Origin of the sequence: Allomuricauda sp. F6463D (genome assembly GCF_023015965.1) — a bacterium.
In the GTDB taxonomy this organism is placed as follows: domain Bacteria; phylum Bacteroidota; class Bacteroidia; order Flavobacteriales; family Flavobacteriaceae; genus Flagellimonas.
Map to the genome: position 1 here is coordinate 932,233 of NZ_JALKAN010000001.1, position 20,795 is coordinate 953,027.

A 20,795-nucleotide genomic window follows, 5' to 3' on the forward strand; every position below is an offset into this window, starting at 1 on the left:
TTACCTGTAAAGATAAACCTCTTTATAGAACTGCACTAGTAATTTATTTCATTCCATGTGCTGGAATAAAATGGTGCTACTTTGTTAAGGGACTCTTTGAGTTTTACAATATCCACTTTGGGACCATCGGAAAAGATGTTTTGGATTTCTTCCGATTTTGCATCGAAAAACGTTTGAATTAAGAAGGCATTGGGCCTTCGGCTTATAAGTGTTTCGAATAATCGAAGGCTACCTGCAATAATCTGTTTTCCCGTGCTGTTGTTGTCGGCAAGTATATCGAGACCTTTCCTGTGATAGTTGTACATGGCGATACGATATTCCCTAAAAGAGTTGCTCAGGAGATTGTCAACCAATTCAAAACGGCTTCTATCGCCTGTTTCCTGGCTCCATCCGCTGTAGCTGGAACTCTGTGCCTGTGTCACAATATTTTGGGCCCTGCGATAATAATCGTTGCCTCCTTCCAGCGAAAATGTATCAGCATCCAATCCTAAAATTACATATACATAATATGAAATAACCCCTACTAAATTGGAGTCGAAGGAATTAGGATTATAAACCAGAGGTTGAAATTCTTGATACTGAAAATTAAAGGCGTTGTCCTTGTAGTTAAAAACAGGGCTTTCGTATGAGGCGTTGAATATGGGTCGCGTGGATTGAATCTGGATATTGGCTTCAAAGCGATCGGATTCGTACTGGGTAACTGTGATGAACATTCGTGCATTAACACGTTCGTTTTCACGATAAACTTTAGTTGTCCATTTGCTCTTGTTCACAAAATCGTTCAATGAACGCTCTAAGGTCCTGAATATTTGCTGATTGGTCTGTCCGACTTGATCGGAATTCACAATGATCTCGCAATTCAGTTCCTGAGCTGGAACAGCATTGATCATAAATAATACAACAACAGCAACTAGTATTTTACGCATGGATCCTGGAGATGATTTCTTCCCAAATATCGGAGGCCACTTCGGACTTCGTCTTCAAACCAAACGTTTTTATCTCAAAATTCTTATCTATAAACGTAATTTTATTTGTGGTGCTTCCAAATCCGGCACCATCATCTTTTAAGGAGTTGAGAACAATACCGTCCAAATGTTTCTTTTTCAGTTTGCCTTTAGCATTTTCAAGTTCATTTTGGGTCTCTAGGGCAAATCCCACCAAAAATTGATTTTCTTTATTTTCGCCTAAGGACCTAAGTATGTCAGGAGTACGCTCCAACGCTAAAAACATATCCCCTTCCTTCTTCTTTACCTTTTCCGTTGCAATGGATTTGGGCCTATAGTCCGCCACAGCAGCGGCACAAATAGCAACATCGATATCGGCGTAATAATTATGACAGGCTTCATACATTTCCTGTGCAGAAGTCACCCGAATCAATTGTATGGAATTTTTATCGATATCGAGATGCGTAGGACCAGAGACCAAAATCACTTTAGCTCCCAAATTCGCTGCCTTCTTAGCTAGTTCGAATCCCATGGTACCTGATGAGCGATTTCCCAAAAAACGAACAGGGTCAATCGCCTCGTGGGTAGGTCCCGCAGTAATAAGTACTTTTTTGCCCGTTAGGGGCAGTCCTTTGGCTAAATCCGTTTGTAAAAACGCTAGCATGTTTTCGGGTTCCGCCATGCGTCCTTCTCCATACAATCCGCTTGCCAATTCGCCAGACTCTGCCGGAATCATGATATTGCCAAAAGTACTCAGTTTTTCCAACGAACTTTTAGTAGAAGGATGCTTATACATATCCAAATCCATGGCTGGAGCAAAGTAAACTGGACATTTTGCCGATAAGTAAGTTGCCAATAGCAAATTGTCGCACGTGCCATTGGCCATTTTGGACAGGGTGTTGGCCGAAGCCGGGGCAATCAACATAACGTCTGCCCATAGTCCCAACTCTACATGGTTATTCCATGATAGACTTCCATCTTCCTGATTTACAAAGTCGAGTAAAACTGGATTTTTGGAAAGTGTGGACAATGTAAGGGGAGAAACAAACGAGCTGGCGCTCTGGGTCATTACAATTTTGACCTGGGCACCAGCTTTTATCAATAACCTAACAAGAAATGTTGTCTTGTATGCGGCAATTCCCCCGGAAATTCCCAAAAGGATATTTTTACCGCTAAGCATTTCTTAGGAGTCTTTCTCTGTATTCCTGTAGTAAATTTTATCTTCCAACCACTCTTGAACTGCAAGCGCATGTGGTTTAGGCAATTTTTCGTAGAATTTAGAAACCTCAATCTGTTCCTTATTCTCGAACACTTCTTCCAAGCTGTCGCTATATGTAGCAAACTCTTCCAACTTCTCCAACAGCTCCTTTTTAATCTCGGAGTTGATTTGGATGGCTCTTTTTGACACAATGGAGATGGCTTCGTAAATATTTTCGGTTTTTACGTCAAACTCATTTCTGTTAAGTGTGACTGTGGAAACCGGGGCCTTTGTGTTTTTCAAATCTTGCATATGCAGTAGTTTAAAAACTAATTTTTATTTGGATAAAGTACTATTTTGATAAGTGCTCAACTCTTCTTGAATTGATTCAGCAAGCTTATCTGCTTCTTTTTTGAATTCTGTTTCTGGAAAATAACGCAATAAATTATTATAGGAATCAAGCGCATCTTCCAATCGTTCTTGTTTTTTGTCCTCTGTACTGTTCATCGCCAACTCGGTAGCTGCTTCAATTCGATAATATAACGCTTCTTCTCTATATATAGAACCGGGGTTGTCGGTAATAAAATTGTCGAATGCGGTAATGGCGGAAATCAAAATTGGTAAATTGAATTCTCCAATCTTATTGAATTGTTTTGCGACTTCTATTTGTTTCTTTTCTTTTTTTGCGGTCAATTCCTTGGCCATTGCATTGGCACTTTCGAAATATTCTGACTCTGAATAATTATTTATAAAGGTTTGGAGCTTGGCCAATGCCTTATCCGTATCAGATTGATCCAATGAATAATCTGGTGACAGTTCGTAGTAACTTTTTGCTCCCAAAAAACTTGCTTCTTGGATTTTATCACTCCTAGGGTAGGATTTTACAAAACGTTCGAACTGGTAACCCGACAAATAGTAATCCCCATTTTTGAAATAACTATCTGCAAAGAAGAACATAACACGTTCACCTTGAGGCTTGCCCACGTATTTTGGCGCAATTTGTTCAAACAGACGAACGGCTTTTCTATAATCACCTTCATTGTACAGCTTTTCGGCCATATCATATTTGGCCTTTACATCGGTTTCCTTGAGTACCTTTTGGTATTCACTACAGGATACGAGAAAAACTGTCGCGCAACAGAAGAGAAGTATTGACCTCATTTTCAAAAACATTTTGCAAAATTAGTGATATTGAATGGATATAAAAAATGAATTTTACATCTCAAATGTAACGGGTACTCCGGTCAATCCCCAAAGAATTGGGCAACATTTAACTAATTTTAAACATGTGTTTTGTTCAACATCTTCAACGAAAGCATGATTTTCTCTTTTAAACCAGCGGTTGCCTCTATTAATGGTAGCCTAACATAGGCTTGTGAAATTCCGTTGTTTTCCAGAACACTCTTAATACCAGCGGGGTTGCCCTCTTCGAAAATAAGAGTCATTAAGGGCGACAATTTATGATGGATTTCGTATGCTTGTTTTACATTCCCCTCCAATCCTTTTTTCATCATATCGGAGAAAAGTGCAGGCAATCCTTGTCCCAAAACGGAGATAACCCCTGCTCCACCGGCCAAAACGGTGGGCAATGCAGTAGTATCATCACCAGAAATCAACAAAAAGTTTTCTGGTTTGTGTCTGATGACCTCATCGATTTGTAACAAATCTCCACACGCCTCCTTAACACCTATAATATTGGGGAAATCATAAGCCAATCTCAAAATTGTTTTGGGCAACATATTGCTTCCCGTTCTGGAAGGTACGTTATACAATATAATAGGTACAGGTGATGCCGCTGCGATCAATTTAAAATGTTGGTAAATTCCTTCTTGTGTGGGCTTATTGTAATATGGGGATACCGAAAGTATAGCATCGAACTCCGATAGGTCCAACGTTTTTAACTCGTTTACCACGGCCATTGTATTATTGCCGCCAACCCCAAGTACCAATGGTAGTCTTCCTGCATTAGTGCGCACCACTACGTCCACCACCAACTGTTTTTCATCTTGCGAAAGGGTTGCGGATTCAGCCGTTGTCCCCAACACCACCAAATAATCCACGCCTCCTTGAACGTTGTGCTCAACCAAGCTTACCAATGCATCTACATCTACCGATAAATCTTCTCTGAACGGAGTTACCAATGCTACTCCTGTTCCGATCAATTGTTTCATTTCTTCAAATTTCTTTTAATACTGTTAAGTACTTTTTCAATTCACTTTTGAACAACTTAAAATCGTTCAATGGTGTGTTTAAAATCAAATCATTGACTTTTGGGTCTTGGGCTCCCAGGCCTACTTTTAGGCGAGCCGGCGTTTTTACGGACAATAACTTCATCATCAGGTTTTCGTCTTCATAGTAATTGATCAACATATCGTATTCCCTGCCCAAAAACTCAAGAACATAACCATTTTCAATTTGGCCCTTCCATCCAAGGTCCCTATCTGAGAACATTTGGATGGCGTATGGTGAATTTTTATCATACTCCCTTTTGTAGCCAATAATTTTAATGGCATTGGGTCGTAAGTCAAACTCATCAATTAGCTCGTAAAAGGCTTCCGCATTCTGAAAATTATCAACATCGACTATACAACCGACACTGCTAATTCCTTTATCCCTTGTCACCGAACTTGGAGGTTTCTCCATTTCCTCCTTTAAATATTTAAGCCCGGATTTAACTTTAAATTTGTCTTGGAGTCCTTTCAAAAACATATTTTTGATGATTTTTACAAAGGTAAATAATCTACCAAGACGACATGACAAAGATATGTAGATGAGAAATTTAATTATAAAACAATTTGTTACATGTGTAACATTTTGTGTTTTTATATCCTGCAAGAGTGATACCGTCCAGCTTACCGAAGTAAAAGGGAAGCAAATTCCCATCGACTCTACCATATCGCACATGGATTCTATCTCCAGTTTTGTAACACCCTACCGGATTAGGATCAATGAAATATTGGACAGCACATTGGCCTATGCACCTAAACCGCTTTTATTGAACGATGGTAAGCGAAATACCTCTATGGGAAACCTGATGGCGGATATCGTTTTTAAGGAAACAGTGCCAATTTTTAAAACAAGAACGGGAAACGACTTGGATTTTGTGGTTCTGAACTATGGTGGGGTCCGCTCCATAATTTCCGAGGGCAATGTAAGCGCTCGAAATGCCTACGAGGTAATGCCTTTTGAAAATTATATCGAAGTTGTGGAACTCAGTGGGTCTGCTACAAGGCAACTAATCAATTTTGTGGCCAAAGCCTCACGAAGGCACCCGGTATCGGGTATTCAAATCATCACTGATAAAAACCGTTCGCTGGAATCCGTAAATATTCAAGGTCAACCTTTTGATGAAAGTCGAAATTATTATGTGGCCACCTCGGACTACCTAGTGAGTGGCGGCCCGAGCGTAGGTTTTTTTAATGAAATCATTTCAATTACAGAGACAGATTATCTTTTAAGAAACGCTATCATCGATCACTTTAAAAAGGTAGATACCTTAAAAGCGGTAGTGGATGATAGAATTATACAATTGGATTAAATGAAACGAAGGGATTTTATCACCAACACTACAGCAGCCTCCACTCTAATTGGCTTGGGAGGCCTTAGCTTAGGCTCCTGTTCCAATTTGGGCCAAAAACAGATCACTATTTTGCATACCAACGATGTGCATAGCCATATAGACACCTTTCCTGCCTCCCATTCCAAATTCCCGAATTTGGGAGGGGTTGCCCGTAGAGCCACTTTGGTGGAAGAGATACGCAACAAAAATCCGAATACTTTACTTTTTGATGCGGGTGATATTTTTCAAGGAACCCCCTATTTTAATTTTTACGGTGGTGAACTGGAGTTTAAATTAATGAGCAAGCTTAAATATGATGCCTCCACCATTGGAAACCATGATTTTGACAATGGAATTAACGGTCTTCTAGCTCAGATGCCCAATGCTACGTTCGAAATGGTAAATTCCAATTACGATTTTTCCAACACGGTGATGGATGGTTATGTAAAGCCCTATAAAACTTATTTGGTGAACGGTGTAAAAATTGGGGTTTATGGACTTGGCATAGAACTGGATGGACTGGTGACCAAAAAGCTGTACAAGGAGACCCAATATCTGAATCCTTATGAGATTGCTTTGGATATGGAGAAGCAACTCAAGGAGGAAGAACTTTGTGATTTAATTGTTTGTCTATCCCACTTGGGCTATGACTACCAAAACCCTCAAAGACCATGCGATACCCGACTGGCGCAACAAACCTTTCACACCGATTTGATTATTGGCGGACATACCCATACTTTTTTGGATAAGCCCGATGTACGCACCAACCAGAATGGAAATTCGGTATTGGTAAACCAAGTGGGCTGCTACGGTATTAATCTAGGCCGTATTGATTTCTATTTTGATTCCGATAAAAACATATCAGCTGAAGGGGTGAGTATTGAGGTTTGATTTTCTTTATCTTAGAAGCCTAGATTTCTATTAGCATTTATAATAAAAGGAAGAATTTATTATATATTGAAATTAACGTATACACATTCTTTTAGCATTGAAATTTGTCAATCGAAGTAAAACTTCTCATTTCAACATTACGACAGGTTATTATAAGGTCCTTAAACCTAAATAAACGAAAATCATTAAAACCTGAGACGGTTTTTAAAACAAAGAACCACCAGAAAAATATATATTTTTCTGGTGGCAAATAGTTACACTTCTCTAAATTGTAGTTGTTAATTTATTTATTAAAAAATTGGTTCAATTACAATTTACGTTCCCTACATAGTCAATGGTCCAATTATGGTCATTGATTAAACTATCGTGGGCAGACACCCCTTCTGGATCACAAAGATTAATTCCCTTCGCTCCCAAGTCAATATTATCGGGTGTGTTCTGAGCAGCTTCCCACCCTACCAATGTGGATGTAAAGTTTTGTGCGGAAAAGGCTGTGAATGAAAAAATATCCATCATGTCGGTTACTAGACCTATGTTCCATGTTCCAAGATTTTGATTGAAGGTGTCGGCACCCCAAAACATACGTGACATATTTGTAACATTACCAGTGTTCCAACCACTAATATTTCTGTTAAAAGAATCGGCATTATAGAACATTCTTGCCATATTGTTGACCTTTCCAGTGTCCCACCCACTGATGTTTCCGTTGAAGGAATTTGCTGAAAGGAACATCCATTCCATGTTGACCACATTACTAACATCCCACCCATTAAGGTCTCCATTAAAGGAATCAGCATCATAAAACATATAGGACATATCAATCACTTGGGAAAGTTGTGGCACATCGGATGCACTATATTGCATATTTAAACATTTAGAAAAAGCATTATTGAAAGTGCGCCATGAAATAGTTCCCCATTGCTTTATACTCTTTAGAGCTAATCGGGAACCATCATCAACATCATTATTCGAACCCATCTTGATCGCTGGGAAATTTCCCTGTATGGCCACGGTATACATGCCAGCTGTTTCATAAACGTGACTAGGATTTTGAAGGTCTAGCCATTCTTCAATGTTACCATCCCCCCAATCTATAGTATAAAGGTAAATGAAATTGAAATCAGTACCTATGGTGATTTCCTGACCATCGAATGCTACGTTCCAAGTAGTGACAAAAGAAGATGGCTCTTCGGCCAAACTATCCATTATATCCTCAACTGTTATGCTAACCTCAGCTTCAGCAACTGCAATACCGTCAGTAACAGCTATAGTAACAATATGTTCTTCACTGGTCTCAAAATCCAGTTCCCTTCCATCAGCCAACGTAAGTTCGCCATTTGCACTGATCTCAAAAAGGCCATTGTCATTAACACTTATCGAGAAAGTGAGGTCACCTTCCTCCGGATCTAAAGCCGTCACAACCCCGATTATCTCGGTATCTGAAATATCCTCAGGAGCTTCAAATTCTTGCGCTTCAATTATGGGTGCCTCATCTTCATCAGTTACATTTATTGTAATGGTATTTGAGACACTACTATTTCCATCTGTTACTTCAACAACAATAGTATGCTTTATGGTTGTCTCAAAATCCAAATTCCCTCCTTGTATCAAACTTAGTTCTCCATCAGGAGTTATCTCAAATAAATCATTGTCGTTATCTGTAATACTAAACATCAATGTATCCGATTCATTATCCGTAGCTGTTACCGTACCGATTACATCTGTATCGGTAATACCCTCGCTCGTTTCAAACTCCTGCTCCTCGATTACGGGAGACTGATTTTCAGTATCTACCTTTGTAACGTTTATGGTGATGTTAGCGGAAGAGCTGAGTGAACCATCGGTAACCGATACTGTCAATGTGTGTGTCTCACTCATTTCAAAATCCAACTTTTCCCCTTCCCTTAAACTTAGCTCTCCATCAGAGGTTATCTCAAATAGGTCATTATCGTTTTCCGTAATACTAAACACCAAGGTATCCGATTCACTATCTGTTGCTGTTACTGTGCCGATTACATCAGTATCGGTAATGCCCTCGGTTGTTACAAAATCTTGCTCCTCGATTACAGGGGATTGATTTTCAGGGTCTTCTTTCGTAACATTTACGGTGATGCTAGCGGAAGCACTAAGTGAGCCATCGGTAACCGATACTGTCAAGGTATGTTTATCACTAATTTCAAAATCAAGCTTTTTTCCGGTTACCAGCGTCAATGTTCCATTATTAGTTACATTAAACAAACCACTGGCATCTGACTTAATAGTGAACGTTAGCGCATCCCCATCTTCATCAGTGGCGGCTATAATACCAATTACAACGGTATCGCCAATATTTTCATTAACTATAAAATTTTGCGCCTTGATTTTGGGAACATTGTTCTTAGGTTTCGTAGGGCCGTCATCTTTGCCACAAGACCAAATTAGAACTAAAAACAGTCCAATAAATAATAGTTTCTTTTTCATGATTTCTAATTATTGAGATAATTACCAACCACCAATTTCCATCATTAAAAAGTAATCTCATCAAGTAATTAACGAATGAAGGGTTTGAATTGACAGATGGCACTTATCGATTGACAAAGAACCATTTGCATTAAATAGAAACCAATTTTAAAGTTAATCTTATAATTGGTGTAAATTAGAAGAGTAAATGATTGCCAATATGACTTAGACTGTGAACATATGGAAGCTGGGCCTTAAGGAAAATTACATGGATGGTTAATTTTTACTACTTAAAGGTTTGCCTCCACCAATACTTTCAACTCTTCCTCCAAAGTATAATCAGGAAAAGGTTTGCCAGCTCTTCCATACCAATAGCCCGCATTCCACTTATCACCTTCTTTTCGGTGCAGATAAGCATGAATCCAACTACCCATTAGGGAATGAAGGTCTTGAGCAATATCATGCGAGGACTCCCAGTCACCTTTTGCATCAAACCAAAGGGATTTCAACGAGTCAGGCCATTCTTTTGGTGGAGTATCCCGATCTAAGGTTGTTTCAAACGCTTCAAAAGTAGTAGGTGTCATGCTTCCAGTTTTTGTAAAAATTCCTGTTCCGATATTATGGGAACACCCAAACTTTCCGCCTTTGTTTTTTTACTGGGGCCCATTTTGTCACCAGCGACCAAAAAACTAGTTTTTGATGAAATGGACGAGGATACTTTACCCCCATTGTCCTCTATCATTTTCTTTAGTTCATTCCTGCTGATGGTTTCAAAAACACCCGAAACTACGAAAGTCTGCCCCTTTAATTTTTCCGTTTGATTCTCCAATTGCTCTTCCGATAAAGAAAATTGCAATCCGTAGGATTTTAACCTGTCGATAACCTCCATATTGGCTGGCTCAGAGAAAAAGTTCTCCACACTTTCAGCAATACGTTCCCCAATCTCATCCACGGCCACGAGTTGTTCTTGCGAAGCGGCCATTAAGGCATCAATATTTTTAAAGGCCTTTGCCAATTTTTTAGCTACCGTTTCCCCTACATAGCGAATTCCCAAGGCAAAAAGCACGCGCTCAAACGGAATTGCTTTGGATGCCTCAACCCCTTTCACTAAATTTTCTGCAGATTTTTCCGCCATCCGCTCCAAGGGCATCACCTGTTCTTTGGTTAGCGTATAAAGATCTGCGTAATTGCCTATTAAACCTTCCTTAAACAATAATTCCACCGTTTCGCCTCCCAAACCTTCAATATCCATGGCTTTGCGCGAAATAAAATGTTGGATACGACCTGTTATCTGCGGGGGACAACCCACATCGTTCGGACAAAAATGCTGTGCTTCCCCTTCTTTACGAATCAACTCAGTGCCGCATTCGGGGCAATGGGTAATATATTGGGTAGGTTTTGAGTCTGCACTTCGCTTGGTAAAATCAACTTTTACTATTTTAGGGATGATCTCCCCCCCTTTTTCCACAAAAACGGTATCCCCTTCGCGGACATCCAGTTTGACAATTTGGTCCGCATTGTGCAAAGAGGCACGTTTTACCGTAGTCCCTGCCAACAAAACCGGTTCCAGATTGGCTACTGGCGTAATGGCCCCGGTTCGCCCTACTTGGTAAGTGATTTTATTTAAAATGGTAACTGCTTGTTCCGCTTTGAATTTGTAGGCCATTGCCCAGCGTGGCGACTTTGCGGTATATCCGAGCTCCTCTTGCTGCTGTATGCTGTTCACCTTTACCACAACCCCATCTGTTTCATACGGCAGATCGTGGCGGTGCACTTCCCAATGATCCATAAATTGCATGACCTCGGCAGTGGATTTGCAGCGTTTGGCCACCGTTGGCACCTTAAATCCCCATGACCTCGCTTTTTCCAAGACTTCGAACTGGGAGGTCACACCAAGATTTTCTCCTACGATACTGTACAACAAACATTCCAAAGGCCGTTGTGCCACCAAAGCACTATCCTGAAGTTTCAAACTACCTGATGCCGTATTTCTTGGGTTCATGTATGGGTCTTCACCTGCTTCAATGCGCTCTTGGTTCATTTTCGCAAAACCGTCGAGCGTCAAAATAATTTCTCCCCGAATATCAAATTTTGGAGGGTAGTCTCCTTTCAGTTGCAAGGGCACAGATTTTATGGTTTTGATGTTGTTTGTTACATCATCACCCTGAAAACCATCACCGCGGGTAACCGCCCTGACCAATTTCCCTTCTTCATAGGTCAGGCTTATGGATGCGCCATCATATTTCAGTTCACAAGTAAACTCAACGTCCACATCGCCCAATATTCGCTGAATGCGTTTTTCCCAATCTTCCAGATCTTCTTTGGAATAGGAATTATCCAAGGAATACATGCGGTATTCATGGGGCACGGTCTCAAAATTTTTGGTCACCATCCCTCCTACCCGTAGGGTGGGTGACGTTGGGTCATAAAATTCAGGATGCTCCGTTTCCAGCTTTTGAAGCTCTTTGAGTTTCATATCAAATTCAAAATCGGATATGGATGGCTCATCGAGCACGTAGTATTTATAATTGTGTTCCCTTAGTTCATTGCGAAGGGAGTTTATTTTTTGTTGGATATCAGTCATCTATGTTTGTTCTTTTTTAATCCATTTTGGTGTCAAAATAGGTTGATATGATTCCATTTGGGTCAAAAGTCCCATACAAGTATCGTCCACCAGAAGCATATTTCGATTTTCAAACTTTAGAAGTCCTTTATCCACCATGGAATCCAAAAAAATCAATAGGTCATTATAAAAACCATTGGCATTTAAAATTCCAATTGGTTTTTGATGCAATCCCAATTGCGCCCATGTAATCATCTCGAAGAGTTCCTCCAAAGTACCAAAACCACCTGGAAGGGCAATAATGCCATCCGAAAGTTCGTGCATTTGCATTTTCCGCTGATGCATGTTCTTCACGGTAATTAATTCTGAAATCTCCATATGACATATTTCCTTAGATTTCAAGAAATCTGGAATTATTCCAATTACTTTTCCTTGGTGGTCCAAAGCCCCGTTTGCAACTTGCCCCATTAGACCCAGTCTGGAGCCACCATATACCAGGGCAATATTTTTTTGCGCAAGTATTTTACCTAACTGATAAGACATTTCAACAACTACCTTGTCGTTTCCTTCACTACTGCCACAAAAAACCGAAATACTTTTCATTGATTGATTTTTCCTTTTAGCATTCTATCGTTGCCAAAAATGTCTTTTCGCAGTTCAATTTCCGAAAAATTACGGGCATTGAAAAGCGCCTTGGTTTCCGCGCCCAAATATTGGTTTATTTCAAAATACAAACTTCCTTTTTTCAATAGGTTTTTTTCCGAAAAGCTGATGATAGTTTTATAGAACAACAATGGATCTTCATCGGGCACAAACAGCGCGGTGCCAGGTTCAAAATCCTTTACATTTTTATGGATTTCATTCTTTTCCAACTCCCTGACATAGGGCGGGTTGGATACGATGACATCAAAAGTAAGTTCAGGTTCAAATTCAAGTTCGGCATCCAGTATATCCTGATGTATAAATGTGATTTCAACTCCATTTGCCAGGGCATTTTTCTTTGCCACGTTTAAAGCTCCTTCTGAAACATCCAATGCATAAATTTTGGCCTTGGGAAGGTTCTTAGCCAAAGCAATGGCAATGCATCCACTACCCGTTCCGATATCTAAAATGGTGAAAGGTGAAGGGTGTAAGTTCCCATCACTCCTTTCTGATTTCTGATTTCTGACTTCTGACTTCTCATCTCTAATATCATCCAAAATCCATTGCACCAACTCCTCGGTCTCGGGCCTGGGAATCAATACATTTTCGTTTACCTGAAGCTCCAAATCCATAAAATGGGCCGTCTCCAAAATATATTGTAGCGGTTTTTCCAACTTAAGTTGGGCCAACGCTTCAAAAAGAGGTTGCTCTTCATCTTTGGTCAAGGTATACCCTGGTTGAATGGCCAATATAAACCGTTCCAACTTTAGATAATGCTCAATGCACCGATAAAAAAAAGAATCAATTTCTTCTTTGGGGTACAGCTTGCCCAATTCTTTATGGAAAATATCTTTGATTTCTTTTAGAAGCATTATAGTTTTTTAAGCATCCAAACGGGACAGGAATAATGCCCGGTATTGCCCATTGGGGCATCTATATAATCAAATCCGTTCTTTTTATATAGTTTTTGGGCAGCTTCCATATAGGGCATGGTTTCCAGATAGCATGCTTCAAAACCAAACGCTTTGGCTTTTTCCAAACAAACAGCAATCATTTTGGCGCCTATACCCTTGCCCCTGGCTTCTTCCAAAAAGTACATTTTCTGAAGTTCACAAACATTTCCATCGAAATTATCCAATTTAGCCACACCGGCACAACCAATAATCCGACCATGGTGCTCCACCACGAAATAAGTAGCCTTTGGTTTATTGTAGTGGGCATACATATCATCCAAAGCTTTATCTTCATAGGCCGTACCTACTTTGGGAACACCCATATCCTCAAAAACTTTTCGTATTACTTGGGCTACCTGTGCGTTATCTTCCGGCTTAATTTCACGAATCACCGTCTCTCCCATATTGTGTTTTTATTGTTCTATTTTTGTGGGGTGAATATACATCAAAAATACATCCTTCGCTGCATTCAACTTGGCAAAAAAGGCCTCGGAACCACAGCTCCCAACCCCATGGTGGGATGTGTAATTGTACACGATAATAAAATTATTGGTGAATGTTTTACCGACCCCTACGGTGGTCCGCACGCAGAGGTAAACGCCATAAACTCGGTGAAAGACAAAAGTATATTGAGCGAGTCTTCCTTGTATGTTACCTTGGAGCCTTGCTCACATTTTGGCAAAACCCCGCCATGTGCCGATTTAATCGCAAAGCATAAAATAAAAGAGGTGTACATCGGTTTACAGGACCCCTACGATAAAGTAGCAGGAAAAGGCATCAAAAAATTGCAGGATGCAGGCTGTATTGTCACGGTTGGAATTCTCGAGGAAGCGTGCCGAAAGCATCACAAACGATTTTTAAGCTTTCAGGAACATCAACGCCCTTATATCATATTAAAATGGGCCGAATCGCAAGATGGCTTTTTGGCACCCGACCCATCACTACGAAGTAACAATCCAGAACCATTTTGGATTACCAATGCTTACTCCAAACAGTTGGTGCACCAATGGCGTAGCCAAGAACAAGCCATTTTGGTAGGTACTAAAACCGTTTTGGAGGACAATCCAAAATTGACGACTCGCAACTGGACAGGTAAAAACCCTACCCGTGTCGTCCTGGACAAGGATTTGAAAATTGATTCAAACTTTCATGTATTTGATAGATCAGTAAAAACTATTGTGCTCACACAGCATAACGATGCTTCAAAATGTATAGAAGGTGTGATTTATGTGGAGATTGATTTTTCCAAACCACTGGCCAAACAAATATGCAATGTGCTCTACCAACAGCATATTACAAGTGTTATTATTGAAGGTGGGGCAAGAACACTTCAAACTTTTATTGATGAGAACCTATGGGACGAAGCTCGAATTTTCAAAGGTTCTATTCGATTTGATAAAGGACTGGTCGCTCCAAAACTTACAAAAGCCCCAGCTGAGCAACAACATATTTTGACAGACACCCTATCCTTATATATAAATGATTAAGAACATTATTCTCGATTTTGGCGATGTGCTCATCAACCTGGACAAACCTGCTACAGCAAAGGCTATGGTGCAACATGGTTTTACGGAAATCACCCCAGACTTGGAACGTTTATTTCAGATTTACGAAAAAGGAAAAATAGGCTCCCAAGATTTTTTGGACGAAGTGTCAAGGCATTTCCCTAAAGTTGATGGGGAAGATTTGATACAAGCATGGAATTCCATTTTATTGGATTTTCCCGAGGAACGATTACAATTTATAGAACAACTCGCCCAAGAAAATAGGTACAAACTACTTTTATTGAGCAACACCAACGACCTGCACATGGAATGTGTAAAAGAACAAATGGGCATGGAACGGTTCAATAGGTTCAAAAATGTCTTTGATGTGTTTTATTTGAGCTACGAAATGGGTATGCGAAAACCAGATTCCGAAATTTTTGAGTTTGTCTTAAAAGAAAATAAGCTCAATGCCCATGAAACTATTTTTGTGGATGATGTTCCGGAAAACACCGATTCCGCAGCTCGATTAGGCATCAATGTCTGGAACCTTATTGTTGGCAAAGAGGATGTTACCCAATTAAAATCGAAACTATAGATGATCTACCTTGCCCTGAGCATTTTGAGTTCCACCTTAATCTTTGTAGTCTTTAAACTGTTTGATGTTTATAAGATTCAAACGCTCTATGCCATTATCACCAATTACGTCGTCGCATGTTCCGTTGGCCTTTTATTGTATGATGGCCCTGTCGGCGTAAGTGATTTAACTGGTAAATCCTGGTTTATTGGCCCAGTTTTGTTGGGTGTTCTCTTTATTGTGATTTTTAACCTAATGGCCAAAACAGCTCAAGTTTCCGGTGTTTCGGTTGCGTCGGTTGCTACAAAAATGTCATTGGCCATTCCTGTGGTAATGGGCGTTTTGTTGTATGATGAACATTTGAGTTTATTGCAAATTATCGGGATTGTTTTAGCGTTGGTGGCCGTTTATTTGGCCTCCATAAAAGAGAAAAACATTGTAATAAGTAAAAAGGCATTGATTCTTCCTTTATTAGTGTTTTTGGGGTCTGGTGTTATTGATACGAGCATTCAATATTTTGAGGAAATGCACCTTACCAATCAAGAAATACCAGTTTTCTCATCCATGATCTTTGGGTTTGCCGCCTTAACAGGTTTTATTTTCATAGGAATCAGAGCGGTTAAAACCCCTCTGAGGGTCAACATCAAAAATATTTTGGGTGGAATAGCCCTTGGAGTACCCAATTATTTCTCCATCTTCTTTTTAATCCAAGCATTACGTTCGGATATATTGGGAAGTGCCGCCATATTTACACTGAACAATGTAGCGATTGTAATGTTCTCCACCATCTTGGGCATACTGTTATTTAAGGAGAAATTGAGTTCTAAAAACTGGAGTGGAGTTGCCTTGGCGGTACTCAGCATAATATTGGTAGCTTTGTTCTGATGGAGAAAAAAGAAGACGTTTACAGGACAGTTGACCAACCTTCGCCGGAGATATTATATAAGGACAAGAAAAGTAAATTCTATGCTATTGTTCATCCAATAGCTACTGAAGAGGATGTAAAACCTATTGTGGATGGTCTCCGAAAAAAATATCATACCGCCAACCACGTATGCTATGCATGGCAGTTGGGAACCTCCGACCCTAGTTATAGGGCAAATGATGATGGCGAACCCAACAATTCTGCAGGCATGCCCATTTATGGTCAAATACAGTCATTTGATGTCACCAATGTATTGATTACCGTGACCCGTATTTTTGGAGGCACCAAACTTGGAGTTGGTGGTTTGATTCAAGCCTACAAAACTGCTGCACAAATGGCCTTGGAAAATGCCAAGATTGCAACAAAAATCATAAAGTCCCAATTTCGACTAAAATTCGAGTATCCAGAAATGGATAAGGTGATGCGAATCATCAAACAAAAAAATCTCAACGTTGTATCTCAAAAAATGGAATTGGATTGTGAACTGATCATTTCGGTGAGATTGAGTGAATCAGAAGAAATATTTCAAATTTTCGATGAAATGCAACATGTAAAAACTACCCTAGTAGATTAAGTGTCCAGTTTTTCCAAAATATAATCGGGGCATTTAATGGGTCTTCCTGTTTTTTTATCCATAAAGGCCAAAACAATGTTTGCCGTGGCCAATAATTCTCCGGACTCATTTGTTAAAGTGTAGTCAAATTCGATTTTGACCATAGGTTTGGATTTGAGATGCGTATGTACGGTTAACAAATCATCGTACAACGCAGACTTTTTATAATCAATATGTAAGGAAATTACAGGTAACATTATGCCATTATCTTCCATGCTTTTGTAAGTAATTCCCATGGCCCTTAACCACTCCACTCTACCCATTTCAAAATACTGTGTATAATTACCATGGTACACAACCCCCATTTGGTCGGTTTCTGCATACCGTACCCGAAAAGAATATGAATTTAGACCCATTTTTAAATGAAAAATTATATATTTAGAAGGTTGATTATTTTTAGAGCAACATGCGAAAAAAAAACAGAACTATCAATGACAAATTGATTTTTTTTTTAAAAGAATTGTTCACATATTTGTCGCATCCAATAAGCATCTGATTAACCCTATAGATGTTTGCTCTTAAATAGTAAAACTAACCATTAAAACAAGGAAAAACTTCTATGAGTGCTACTGCTAATTCCGTATGGAACAACTGTTTGGCTTTTATCCAAGATAATATCCAACCGCAGGCATTCAAAACATGGTTTGAGCCTATCAAACCTATTAAACTAACTGATAAGGCGCTTAGCATACAAGTGCCCAGTAAGTTTTTCTACGAATGGCTTGAAGAACACTACGTAAAGCTTTTAAAAGTTGCCATGACCCGCGAATTGGGAAACAACGCAAAGCTGATTTATGTGATAAAGATGGAGAACAAGTACGGAAACAAGGAACCATTTACGGAACAAATCCCAAGTTCCAACCGTACTGCTGTGGGACCTCAGGAACTGGATGTGCCGATTACTTCTAAAAGTCCAGAGCTGAAAAATCCATTTGTGATTCCTGGTATTCGAAATATTAAAATAGAATCTCAGTTAAATCCCAACTATAATTTTGATAACTTTCTGGAAGGTGACTCCAACAGATTGGCAAGATCTGCCGGTATGGCTGTAGCCAACAAACCGGGAGGCACTTCGTTTAACCCTTTATTGGTCTTTGGGGGTGTGGGCCTAGGTAAAACCCACTTAGCACATGCCATTGGGGTAGAAATCAAAGATAAGTATCCAGAAAAAACGGTTCTCTATATTTCTGCTGAAAAATTCACCCAACAATATATAGAGTCTGTAAAAAAGAATACCCGTAACGATTTTATCCACTTTTACCAGTTGATAGATGTACTTATTATTGATGATGTACAATTCCTATCAGGTAAATCTGGAACACAGGATGTTTTCTTCCACATATTCAATCATTTACACCAAAATGGCAAACAGGTGATATTAACATCGGACAAAGCGCCGGTGGACATGCAAGATATAGAACAACGCTTGCTTTCCAGATTTAAATGGGGATTGTCCGCAGAGTTGCAGAATCCGGACTATGAAACACGGGTATCAATCCTGAAAAATAAATTGTACCGGGACGGGGTTGAAATGCCAGAGGAAATCATTGACCATGTAGCCAAAAATATAAAGACCAATATCCGTGAGTTGGAAGGCGCCATTATCTCGTTGATTGCTCAATCTTCCTTTAACAAACGTGAGATTACTTTGGAATTGGCACAACAAGTGGTTGAAAAATTCGTAAAAAATACAAAACGCGAAGTTTCCATTGATTACATTCAAAAAGTAGTTTCTGATTACTTTGAAATGGATGTGGCCACCCTTCAGTCCAAAACAAGAAAACGACATATAGTCCAAGCTAGACAATTAGCCATGTTCTTTGCCAAAAAATTCACGAAAGCATCTTTGGCCAGTATTGGGTCACAAATAGGAAAACGTGATCATGCCACAGTACTTCATGCATGTAAAACTGTGGATAATTTGGCCGAAACCGATAAGCAATTCAGAAAGTACATTGAAGATTTAACAAAGAAGTTCTCCTAATAAAAAGTACATCCCTTATTTATGAAAACCAAAGTGTTGATGGTTTGCTTAGGAAACATTTGCAGGTCACCTTTGGCAGAGGGAATTCTACAATCCAAAGTTGATCAAGATGACGTTCTTGTGGATTCAGCGGGAACTGCTGGATATCATATTGGAAACCCTCCAGATAAACGATCCATTGCAGTGGCACAGAAATATGGGCTAAATATTAAAAATCAAAAGTGTAGAAAGTTTTCTAAAAAAGATTTTACTGAGTTCGACCATATCTATGTAATGGACCGGAGCAATTTTTCAGATATCGCAAGTCTTGCAGAGAATCAAGAACAGGCAAATAAGGTTAAATTATTGTTGAGTGAAGCCGAAATGGACATCCGAGAAGTACCAGACCCTTATTATGGAGGAACAGATGGTTTTGAAAATGTGTATCAAATGATCGATACCGCTTGTGAGGCAATTGCGAAAAAGCTAAATTAAGCCCATGGAAGATGAGAAACCTGGTTTAGTCGTGGGAAAAATTTATTTGATTCCCACAACCCTTGGAGACAATGCTCCATTGGAAGTATTACCTATTTCCGTAAAGGGCAACATTGAAAGAATAAATCACTACATCGTTGAAAACGAAAAGACTGCCAGACGTTTTATTAAAAGAGTGAGTCCCAACAAATCCCAACCAGATCTACAGTTACAGCTATTGAACAAGTATACGAATCCTGAAGATATTCCTTCGTTCCTAGACCCATGCATACACGGATTTGATATTGGAATATTATCCGAGGCTGGGTGCCCCGGTATTGCCGACCCGGGAGCAGATGTGGTGAAGGTAGCCCACGAAAAAAGAATCCAAGTGGTTCCGCAGGTAGGTCCCTCTTCCATTTTGATGGCAATGATGAGCAGTGGCATGAACGGTCAGAATTTTGCGTTCAATGGATATTTACCCATTGATAATGCGGAACGTAAAAAAATGATTAAAGGATTAGAGCGAATATCCAGAGAAAAGAGGCAATCACAGATTTTTATGGAAACGCCTTACCGCAACAACAAACTTCTTACAGAGCTTTTGAGAACGCTACAGAAATCCACAAGGTTGTGTATCGCATGCGACATCACATTGCCAACCGAATTTATTTCGACCAAAAGTGTGCATGAGTGGGGGGAAAAGGACATTGACCTGGATAAGCGGCCGACCATCTATATTATTCATGCATAAAAAAACCCGAAAACAAGTTCCGGGCTTTTAATTCAATTTATTCGTTACCTATTACACTTTGGCATTTTTCTTTTGCTCAATTATGGAAATATCGTACCCTGCAAATTTTTTCATATAGTACGAGATATTACTTCCATAAGCATCGGTAACATCGTTTTGTCCATAAGATCGTAGATATTTCTTCACGTTTCCGGCGCCGGCTAAATGTGCAGCGGCCAAAATACCAGATTCGGTTATCTTGCTACCTCCAATAACTTTTCCGTTGAAACGCTTTATATCCCTTCTCAATATCCATTTGTTACGGGCAATATTGGCTTCAAAAGCCTTTTCCTGAAGTTTTGGATCATCCAAAAATTCTACCATATCGAATACCCCCATAAGGTTCAGGGTACTGCTGCCAAATTGGTATTTTCCCAAATAGCCCAATGTGTTTACGCTATGGTATTTACCCTGGGATTCTTTAAAAGCAAGTGCTTCCTTAAAACCATTGAAAGCTTTGCCCAAAAAAGGAGGTGCTACCTCGTCTTCATCAATAAGCTCAACGGAATCTTGCGGTGCAAAGAATTCCAAATTGGTTTTTACCTTCAATGATTCGGGAATTTCGACATCCCCTTTCTTCATTACAGTGTAAGAACCAAAACTTGTCAAAACTACGATCATGGCAAGATGCAGCATAAAACCTATCCATCTTTTCATAATGTTCATATTAGTGTTCTCAATACATATACGTATCAAAAAACAAATTGGCCGGCAAATATAGGGGGAGATATGTTAACGGGTACCCTAAAGCTCCTAAAGATTTCTTAAATCAGCCTT

23 protein-coding genes are annotated in these 20,795 nt (G+C 39.6%); 9 read left to right on the top strand and 14 right to left on the bottom strand.

The window, feature by feature from the left end:
- Positions 1–35: 35 nt before the first annotated feature.
- From MWU56_RS04050 to MWU56_RS04075, 6 genes are all read right to left on the bottom strand, one after another.
- On the bottom strand, positions 36–926 hold the full coding sequence (locus tag MWU56_RS04050) for a DUF4835 family protein (protein WP_247042506.1): 891 nt from the start codon (positions 924–926) through the stop codon (positions 36–38).
- A complete protein-coding gene (gene coaBC / locus MWU56_RS04055; RefSeq protein ID WP_247042511.1) occupies positions 919–2,124 on the bottom strand; it encodes a bifunctional phosphopantothenoylcysteine decarboxylase/phosphopantothenate--cysteine ligase CoaBC in 1,206 nt (401 codons plus the stop codon). Before coaBC ends, MWU56_RS04050 begins: the two co-directional genes overlap by 8 nt.
- A 3-nt stretch (positions 2,125–2,127) precedes the next feature.
- On the bottom strand, positions 2,128–2,454 hold the full coding sequence (locus MWU56_RS04060; RefSeq protein WP_247042512.1) for a DNA-directed RNA polymerase subunit omega: 327 nt from the start codon (positions 2,452–2,454) through the stop codon (positions 2,128–2,130).
- A 24-nt stretch (positions 2,455–2,478) separates the two neighbouring features.
- A complete protein-coding gene (locus MWU56_RS04065) occupies positions 2,479–3,315 on the bottom strand; it encodes an outer membrane protein assembly factor BamD (RefSeq protein WP_247042514.1) in 837 nt (278 codons plus the stop codon).
- 107 nt (positions 3,316–3,422) lie between these two features.
- Positions 3,423–4,313: a 4-hydroxy-tetrahydrodipicolinate synthase gene (gene dapA, locus MWU56_RS04070; RefSeq protein ID WP_247042516.1), complete on the bottom strand. Its 891-nt coding sequence runs from the start codon at positions 4,311–4,313 to the stop codon at positions 3,423–3,425.
- Positions 4,314–4,317: 4 nt separating this feature from the next.
- Positions 4,318–4,851, bottom strand: coding sequence for a DUF6913 domain-containing protein (locus tag MWU56_RS04075; RefSeq protein WP_247042517.1), 534 nt, complete (start codon positions 4,849–4,851; stop codon positions 4,318–4,320).
- Between the two features lie 61 nt (positions 4,852–4,912).
- Here MWU56_RS04075 and MWU56_RS04080 point away from each other — a divergent pair, with 61 nt between their 5' ends.
- Positions 4,913–5,680 (top strand): 5'-nucleotidase C-terminal domain-containing protein, encoded by a 768-nt coding sequence (locus MWU56_RS04080; protein WP_247042518.1) that lies wholly within the window; start codon positions 4,913–4,915, stop codon positions 5,678–5,680.
- Positions 5,681–6,592: a metallophosphatase gene (locus MWU56_RS04085; RefSeq protein WP_247042521.1), complete on the top strand. Its 912-nt coding sequence runs from the start codon at positions 5,681–5,683 to the stop codon at positions 6,590–6,592.
- Positions 6,593–6,895: 303 nt separating this feature from the next.
- On the opposite strand, the gene MWU56_RS04090 is transcribed toward MWU56_RS04085, so the two are convergent.
- The 6 genes from MWU56_RS04090 to MWU56_RS04115 all read right to left on the bottom strand — a co-directional run bounded on the left by MWU56_RS04090 (position 6,896) and on the right by MWU56_RS04115 (position 13,593).
- Complete coding sequence (locus MWU56_RS04090) at positions 6,896–9,052, bottom strand: BspA family leucine-rich repeat surface protein (RefSeq protein WP_247042523.1); 2,157 nt, start codon at positions 9,050–9,052, stop codon at positions 6,896–6,898.
- A gap of 269 nt (positions 9,053–9,321) precedes the next feature.
- Positions 9,322–9,615 carry a hypothetical protein gene (locus MWU56_RS04095; protein ID WP_247042525.1) on the bottom strand — a complete coding sequence of 98 codons (294 nt, stop codon included), beginning with the start codon at positions 9,613–9,615 and terminating at the stop codon, positions 9,322–9,324.
- Entirely contained in the window at positions 9,612–11,615 is a 2,004-nt protein-coding gene (gene ligA, locus MWU56_RS04100) for an NAD-dependent DNA ligase LigA (RefSeq protein WP_247042526.1), read from the bottom strand. Before ligA ends, MWU56_RS04095 begins: the two co-directional genes overlap by 4 nt.
- Positions 11,616–12,197, bottom strand: coding sequence for a TIGR00730 family Rossman fold protein (locus MWU56_RS04105; protein WP_247042527.1), 582 nt, complete (start codon positions 12,195–12,197; stop codon positions 11,616–11,618).
- Positions 12,194–13,108 (bottom strand): peptide chain release factor N(5)-glutamine methyltransferase, encoded by a 915-nt coding sequence (gene prmC, locus MWU56_RS04110; protein ID WP_247042528.1) that lies wholly within the window; start codon positions 13,106–13,108, stop codon positions 12,194–12,196. The genes MWU56_RS04105 and prmC overlap by 4 nt, the downstream gene beginning before the upstream one ends.
- Positions 13,108–13,593 carry a GNAT family N-acetyltransferase gene (locus MWU56_RS04115; RefSeq protein ID WP_247042529.1) on the bottom strand — a complete coding sequence of 162 codons (486 nt, stop codon included), beginning with the start codon at positions 13,591–13,593 and terminating at the stop codon, positions 13,108–13,110. The genes prmC and MWU56_RS04115 overlap by 1 nt, the downstream gene beginning before the upstream one ends.
- A 30-nt stretch (positions 13,594–13,623) precedes the next feature.
- Between MWU56_RS04115 and ribD the strand changes: the two genes are divergently transcribed.
- Genes ribD through MWU56_RS04135 form a run of 4 tightly spaced genes read left to right on the top strand, consistent with a single transcriptional unit; the run spans position 13,624 to position 16,749 of the window.
- Positions 13,624–14,676 (top strand): bifunctional diaminohydroxyphosphoribosylaminopyrimidine deaminase/5-amino-6-(5-phosphoribosylamino)uracil reductase RibD, encoded by a 1,053-nt coding sequence (ribD, locus tag MWU56_RS04120; protein ID WP_247042530.1) that lies wholly within the window; start codon positions 13,624–13,626, stop codon positions 14,674–14,676.
- On the top strand, positions 14,669–15,271 hold the full coding sequence (locus MWU56_RS04125; RefSeq protein WP_247042536.1) for an HAD family hydrolase: 603 nt from the start codon (positions 14,669–14,671) through the stop codon (positions 15,269–15,271). The genes ribD and MWU56_RS04125 overlap by 8 nt, the downstream gene beginning before the upstream one ends.
- On the top strand, positions 15,272–16,135 hold the full coding sequence (locus MWU56_RS04130; protein WP_247042538.1) for an EamA family transporter: 864 nt from the start codon (positions 15,272–15,274) through the stop codon (positions 16,133–16,135).
- On the top strand, positions 16,135–16,749 hold the full coding sequence (locus MWU56_RS04135; RefSeq protein ID WP_247042540.1) for an IMPACT family protein: 615 nt from the start codon (positions 16,135–16,137) through the stop codon (positions 16,747–16,749). The genes MWU56_RS04130 and MWU56_RS04135 overlap by 1 nt, the downstream gene beginning before the upstream one ends.
- Here MWU56_RS04135 and MWU56_RS04140 read toward each other — a convergent pair.
- Entirely contained in the window at positions 16,746–17,144 is a 399-nt protein-coding gene (locus MWU56_RS04140) for an acyl-CoA thioesterase (RefSeq protein ID WP_247042542.1), read from the bottom strand. The genes MWU56_RS04135 and MWU56_RS04140 overlap by 4 nt on opposite strands.
- A gap of 203 nt (positions 17,145–17,347) precedes the next feature.
- On the opposite strand from MWU56_RS04140, the gene dnaA reads away from it, so the two are divergent.
- Genes dnaA through MWU56_RS04155 form a run of 3 tightly spaced genes read left to right on the top strand, consistent with a single transcriptional unit; the run spans position 17,348 to position 19,979 of the window.
- The gene (gene dnaA, locus MWU56_RS04145) at positions 17,348–18,772 is read left to right on the top strand and encodes a chromosomal replication initiator protein DnaA (protein ID WP_247042544.1); all 1,425 of its coding nucleotides are present in this window, start codon (positions 17,348–17,350) and stop codon (positions 18,770–18,772) included.
- Between the two features lie 21 nt (positions 18,773–18,793).
- Complete coding sequence (locus MWU56_RS04150; protein ID WP_247042546.1) at positions 18,794–19,246, top strand: low molecular weight protein-tyrosine-phosphatase; 453 nt, start codon at positions 18,794–18,796, stop codon at positions 19,244–19,246.
- 4 nt (positions 19,247–19,250) lie between these two features.
- Positions 19,251–19,979: an SAM-dependent methyltransferase gene (locus MWU56_RS04155; protein WP_247042550.1), complete on the top strand. Its 729-nt coding sequence runs from the start codon at positions 19,251–19,253 to the stop codon at positions 19,977–19,979.
- Positions 19,980–20,030: 51 nt separating this feature from the next.
- Here MWU56_RS04155 and MWU56_RS04160 read toward each other — a convergent pair whose 3' ends face one another.
- On the bottom strand, positions 20,031–20,675 hold the full coding sequence (locus MWU56_RS04160; protein WP_247042552.1) for a hypothetical protein: 645 nt from the start codon (positions 20,673–20,675) through the stop codon (positions 20,031–20,033).
- Positions 20,676–20,795: the final 120 nt, after the last annotated feature.

What these genes read in the sequence shown, in the direction of transcription:
- coaBC (WP_247042511.1), bottom strand. Translation starts at nt 2,124, where the DNA reads ATGCTTAGCGGTAAAAATATCCTTTTGGGAATTTCCGGGGGAATTGCC.
- MWU56_RS04105 (WP_247042527.1), bottom strand. Translation starts at nt 12,197, where the DNA reads ATGAAAAGTATTTCGGTTTTTTGTGGCAGTAGTGAAGGAAACGACAAG.
- MWU56_RS04080 (WP_247042518.1), top strand. Translation starts at nt 4,913, where the DNA reads ATGAGAAATTTAATTATAAAACAATTTGTTACATGTGTAACATTTTGT.
- MWU56_RS04050 (WP_247042506.1), bottom strand. Translation starts at nt 926, where the DNA reads ATGCGTAAAATACTAGTTGCTGTTGTTGTATTATTTATGATCAATGCT.
- MWU56_RS04140 (WP_247042542.1), bottom strand. Translation starts at nt 17,144, where the DNA reads ATGGGTCTAAATTCATATTCTTTTCGGGTACGGTATGCAGAAACCGAC.
- MWU56_RS04150 (WP_247042546.1), top strand. Translation starts at nt 18,794, where the DNA reads ATGAAAACCAAAGTGTTGATGGTTTGCTTAGGAAACATTTGCAGGTCA.
- ligA (WP_247042526.1), bottom strand. Translation starts at nt 11,615, where the DNA reads ATGACTGATATCCAACAAAAAATAAACTCCCTTCGCAATGAACTAAGG.
- MWU56_RS04090 (WP_247042523.1), bottom strand. Translation starts at nt 9,052, where the DNA reads ATGAAAAAGAAACTATTATTTATTGGACTGTTTTTAGTTCTAATTTGG.
- MWU56_RS04160 (WP_247042552.1), bottom strand. Translation starts at nt 20,675, where the DNA reads ATGAAAAGATGGATAGGTTTTATGCTGCATCTTGCCATGATCGTAGTT.
- MWU56_RS04115 (WP_247042529.1), bottom strand. Translation starts at nt 13,593, where the DNA reads ATGGGAGAGACGGTGATTCGTGAAATTAAGCCGGAAGATAACGCACAG.
- MWU56_RS04135 (WP_247042540.1), top strand. Translation starts at nt 16,135, where the DNA reads ATGGAGAAAAAAGAAGACGTTTACAGGACAGTTGACCAACCTTCGCCG.
- MWU56_RS04155 (WP_247042550.1), top strand. Translation starts at nt 19,251, where the DNA reads ATGGAAGATGAGAAACCTGGTTTAGTCGTGGGAAAAATTTATTTGATT.
- MWU56_RS04065 (WP_247042514.1), bottom strand. Translation starts at nt 3,315, where the DNA reads ATGTTTTTGAAAATGAGGTCAATACTTCTCTTCTGTTGCGCGACAGTT.
- dnaA (WP_247042544.1), top strand. Translation starts at nt 17,348, where the DNA reads ATGAGTGCTACTGCTAATTCCGTATGGAACAACTGTTTGGCTTTTATC.
- MWU56_RS04060 (WP_247042512.1), bottom strand. Translation starts at nt 2,454, where the DNA reads ATGCAAGATTTGAAAAACACAAAGGCCCCGGTTTCCACAGTCACACTT.
- MWU56_RS04085 (WP_247042521.1), top strand. Translation starts at nt 5,681, where the DNA reads ATGAAACGAAGGGATTTTATCACCAACACTACAGCAGCCTCCACTCTA.
- MWU56_RS04095 (WP_247042525.1), bottom strand. Translation starts at nt 9,615, where the DNA reads ATGACACCTACTACTTTTGAAGCGTTTGAAACAACCTTAGATCGGGAT.
- MWU56_RS04130 (WP_247042538.1), top strand. Translation starts at nt 15,272, where the DNA reads ATGATCTACCTTGCCCTGAGCATTTTGAGTTCCACCTTAATCTTTGTA.
- dapA (WP_247042516.1), bottom strand. Translation starts at nt 4,313, where the DNA reads ATGAAACAATTGATCGGAACAGGAGTAGCATTGGTAACTCCGTTCAGA.
- MWU56_RS04125 (WP_247042536.1), top strand. Translation starts at nt 14,669, where the DNA reads ATGATTAAGAACATTATTCTCGATTTTGGCGATGTGCTCATCAACCTG.
- prmC (WP_247042528.1), bottom strand. Translation starts at nt 13,108, where the DNA reads ATGCTTCTAAAAGAAATCAAAGATATTTTCCATAAAGAATTGGGCAAG.
- MWU56_RS04075 (WP_247042517.1), bottom strand. Translation starts at nt 4,851, where the DNA reads ATGTTTTTGAAAGGACTCCAAGACAAATTTAAAGTTAAATCCGGGCTT.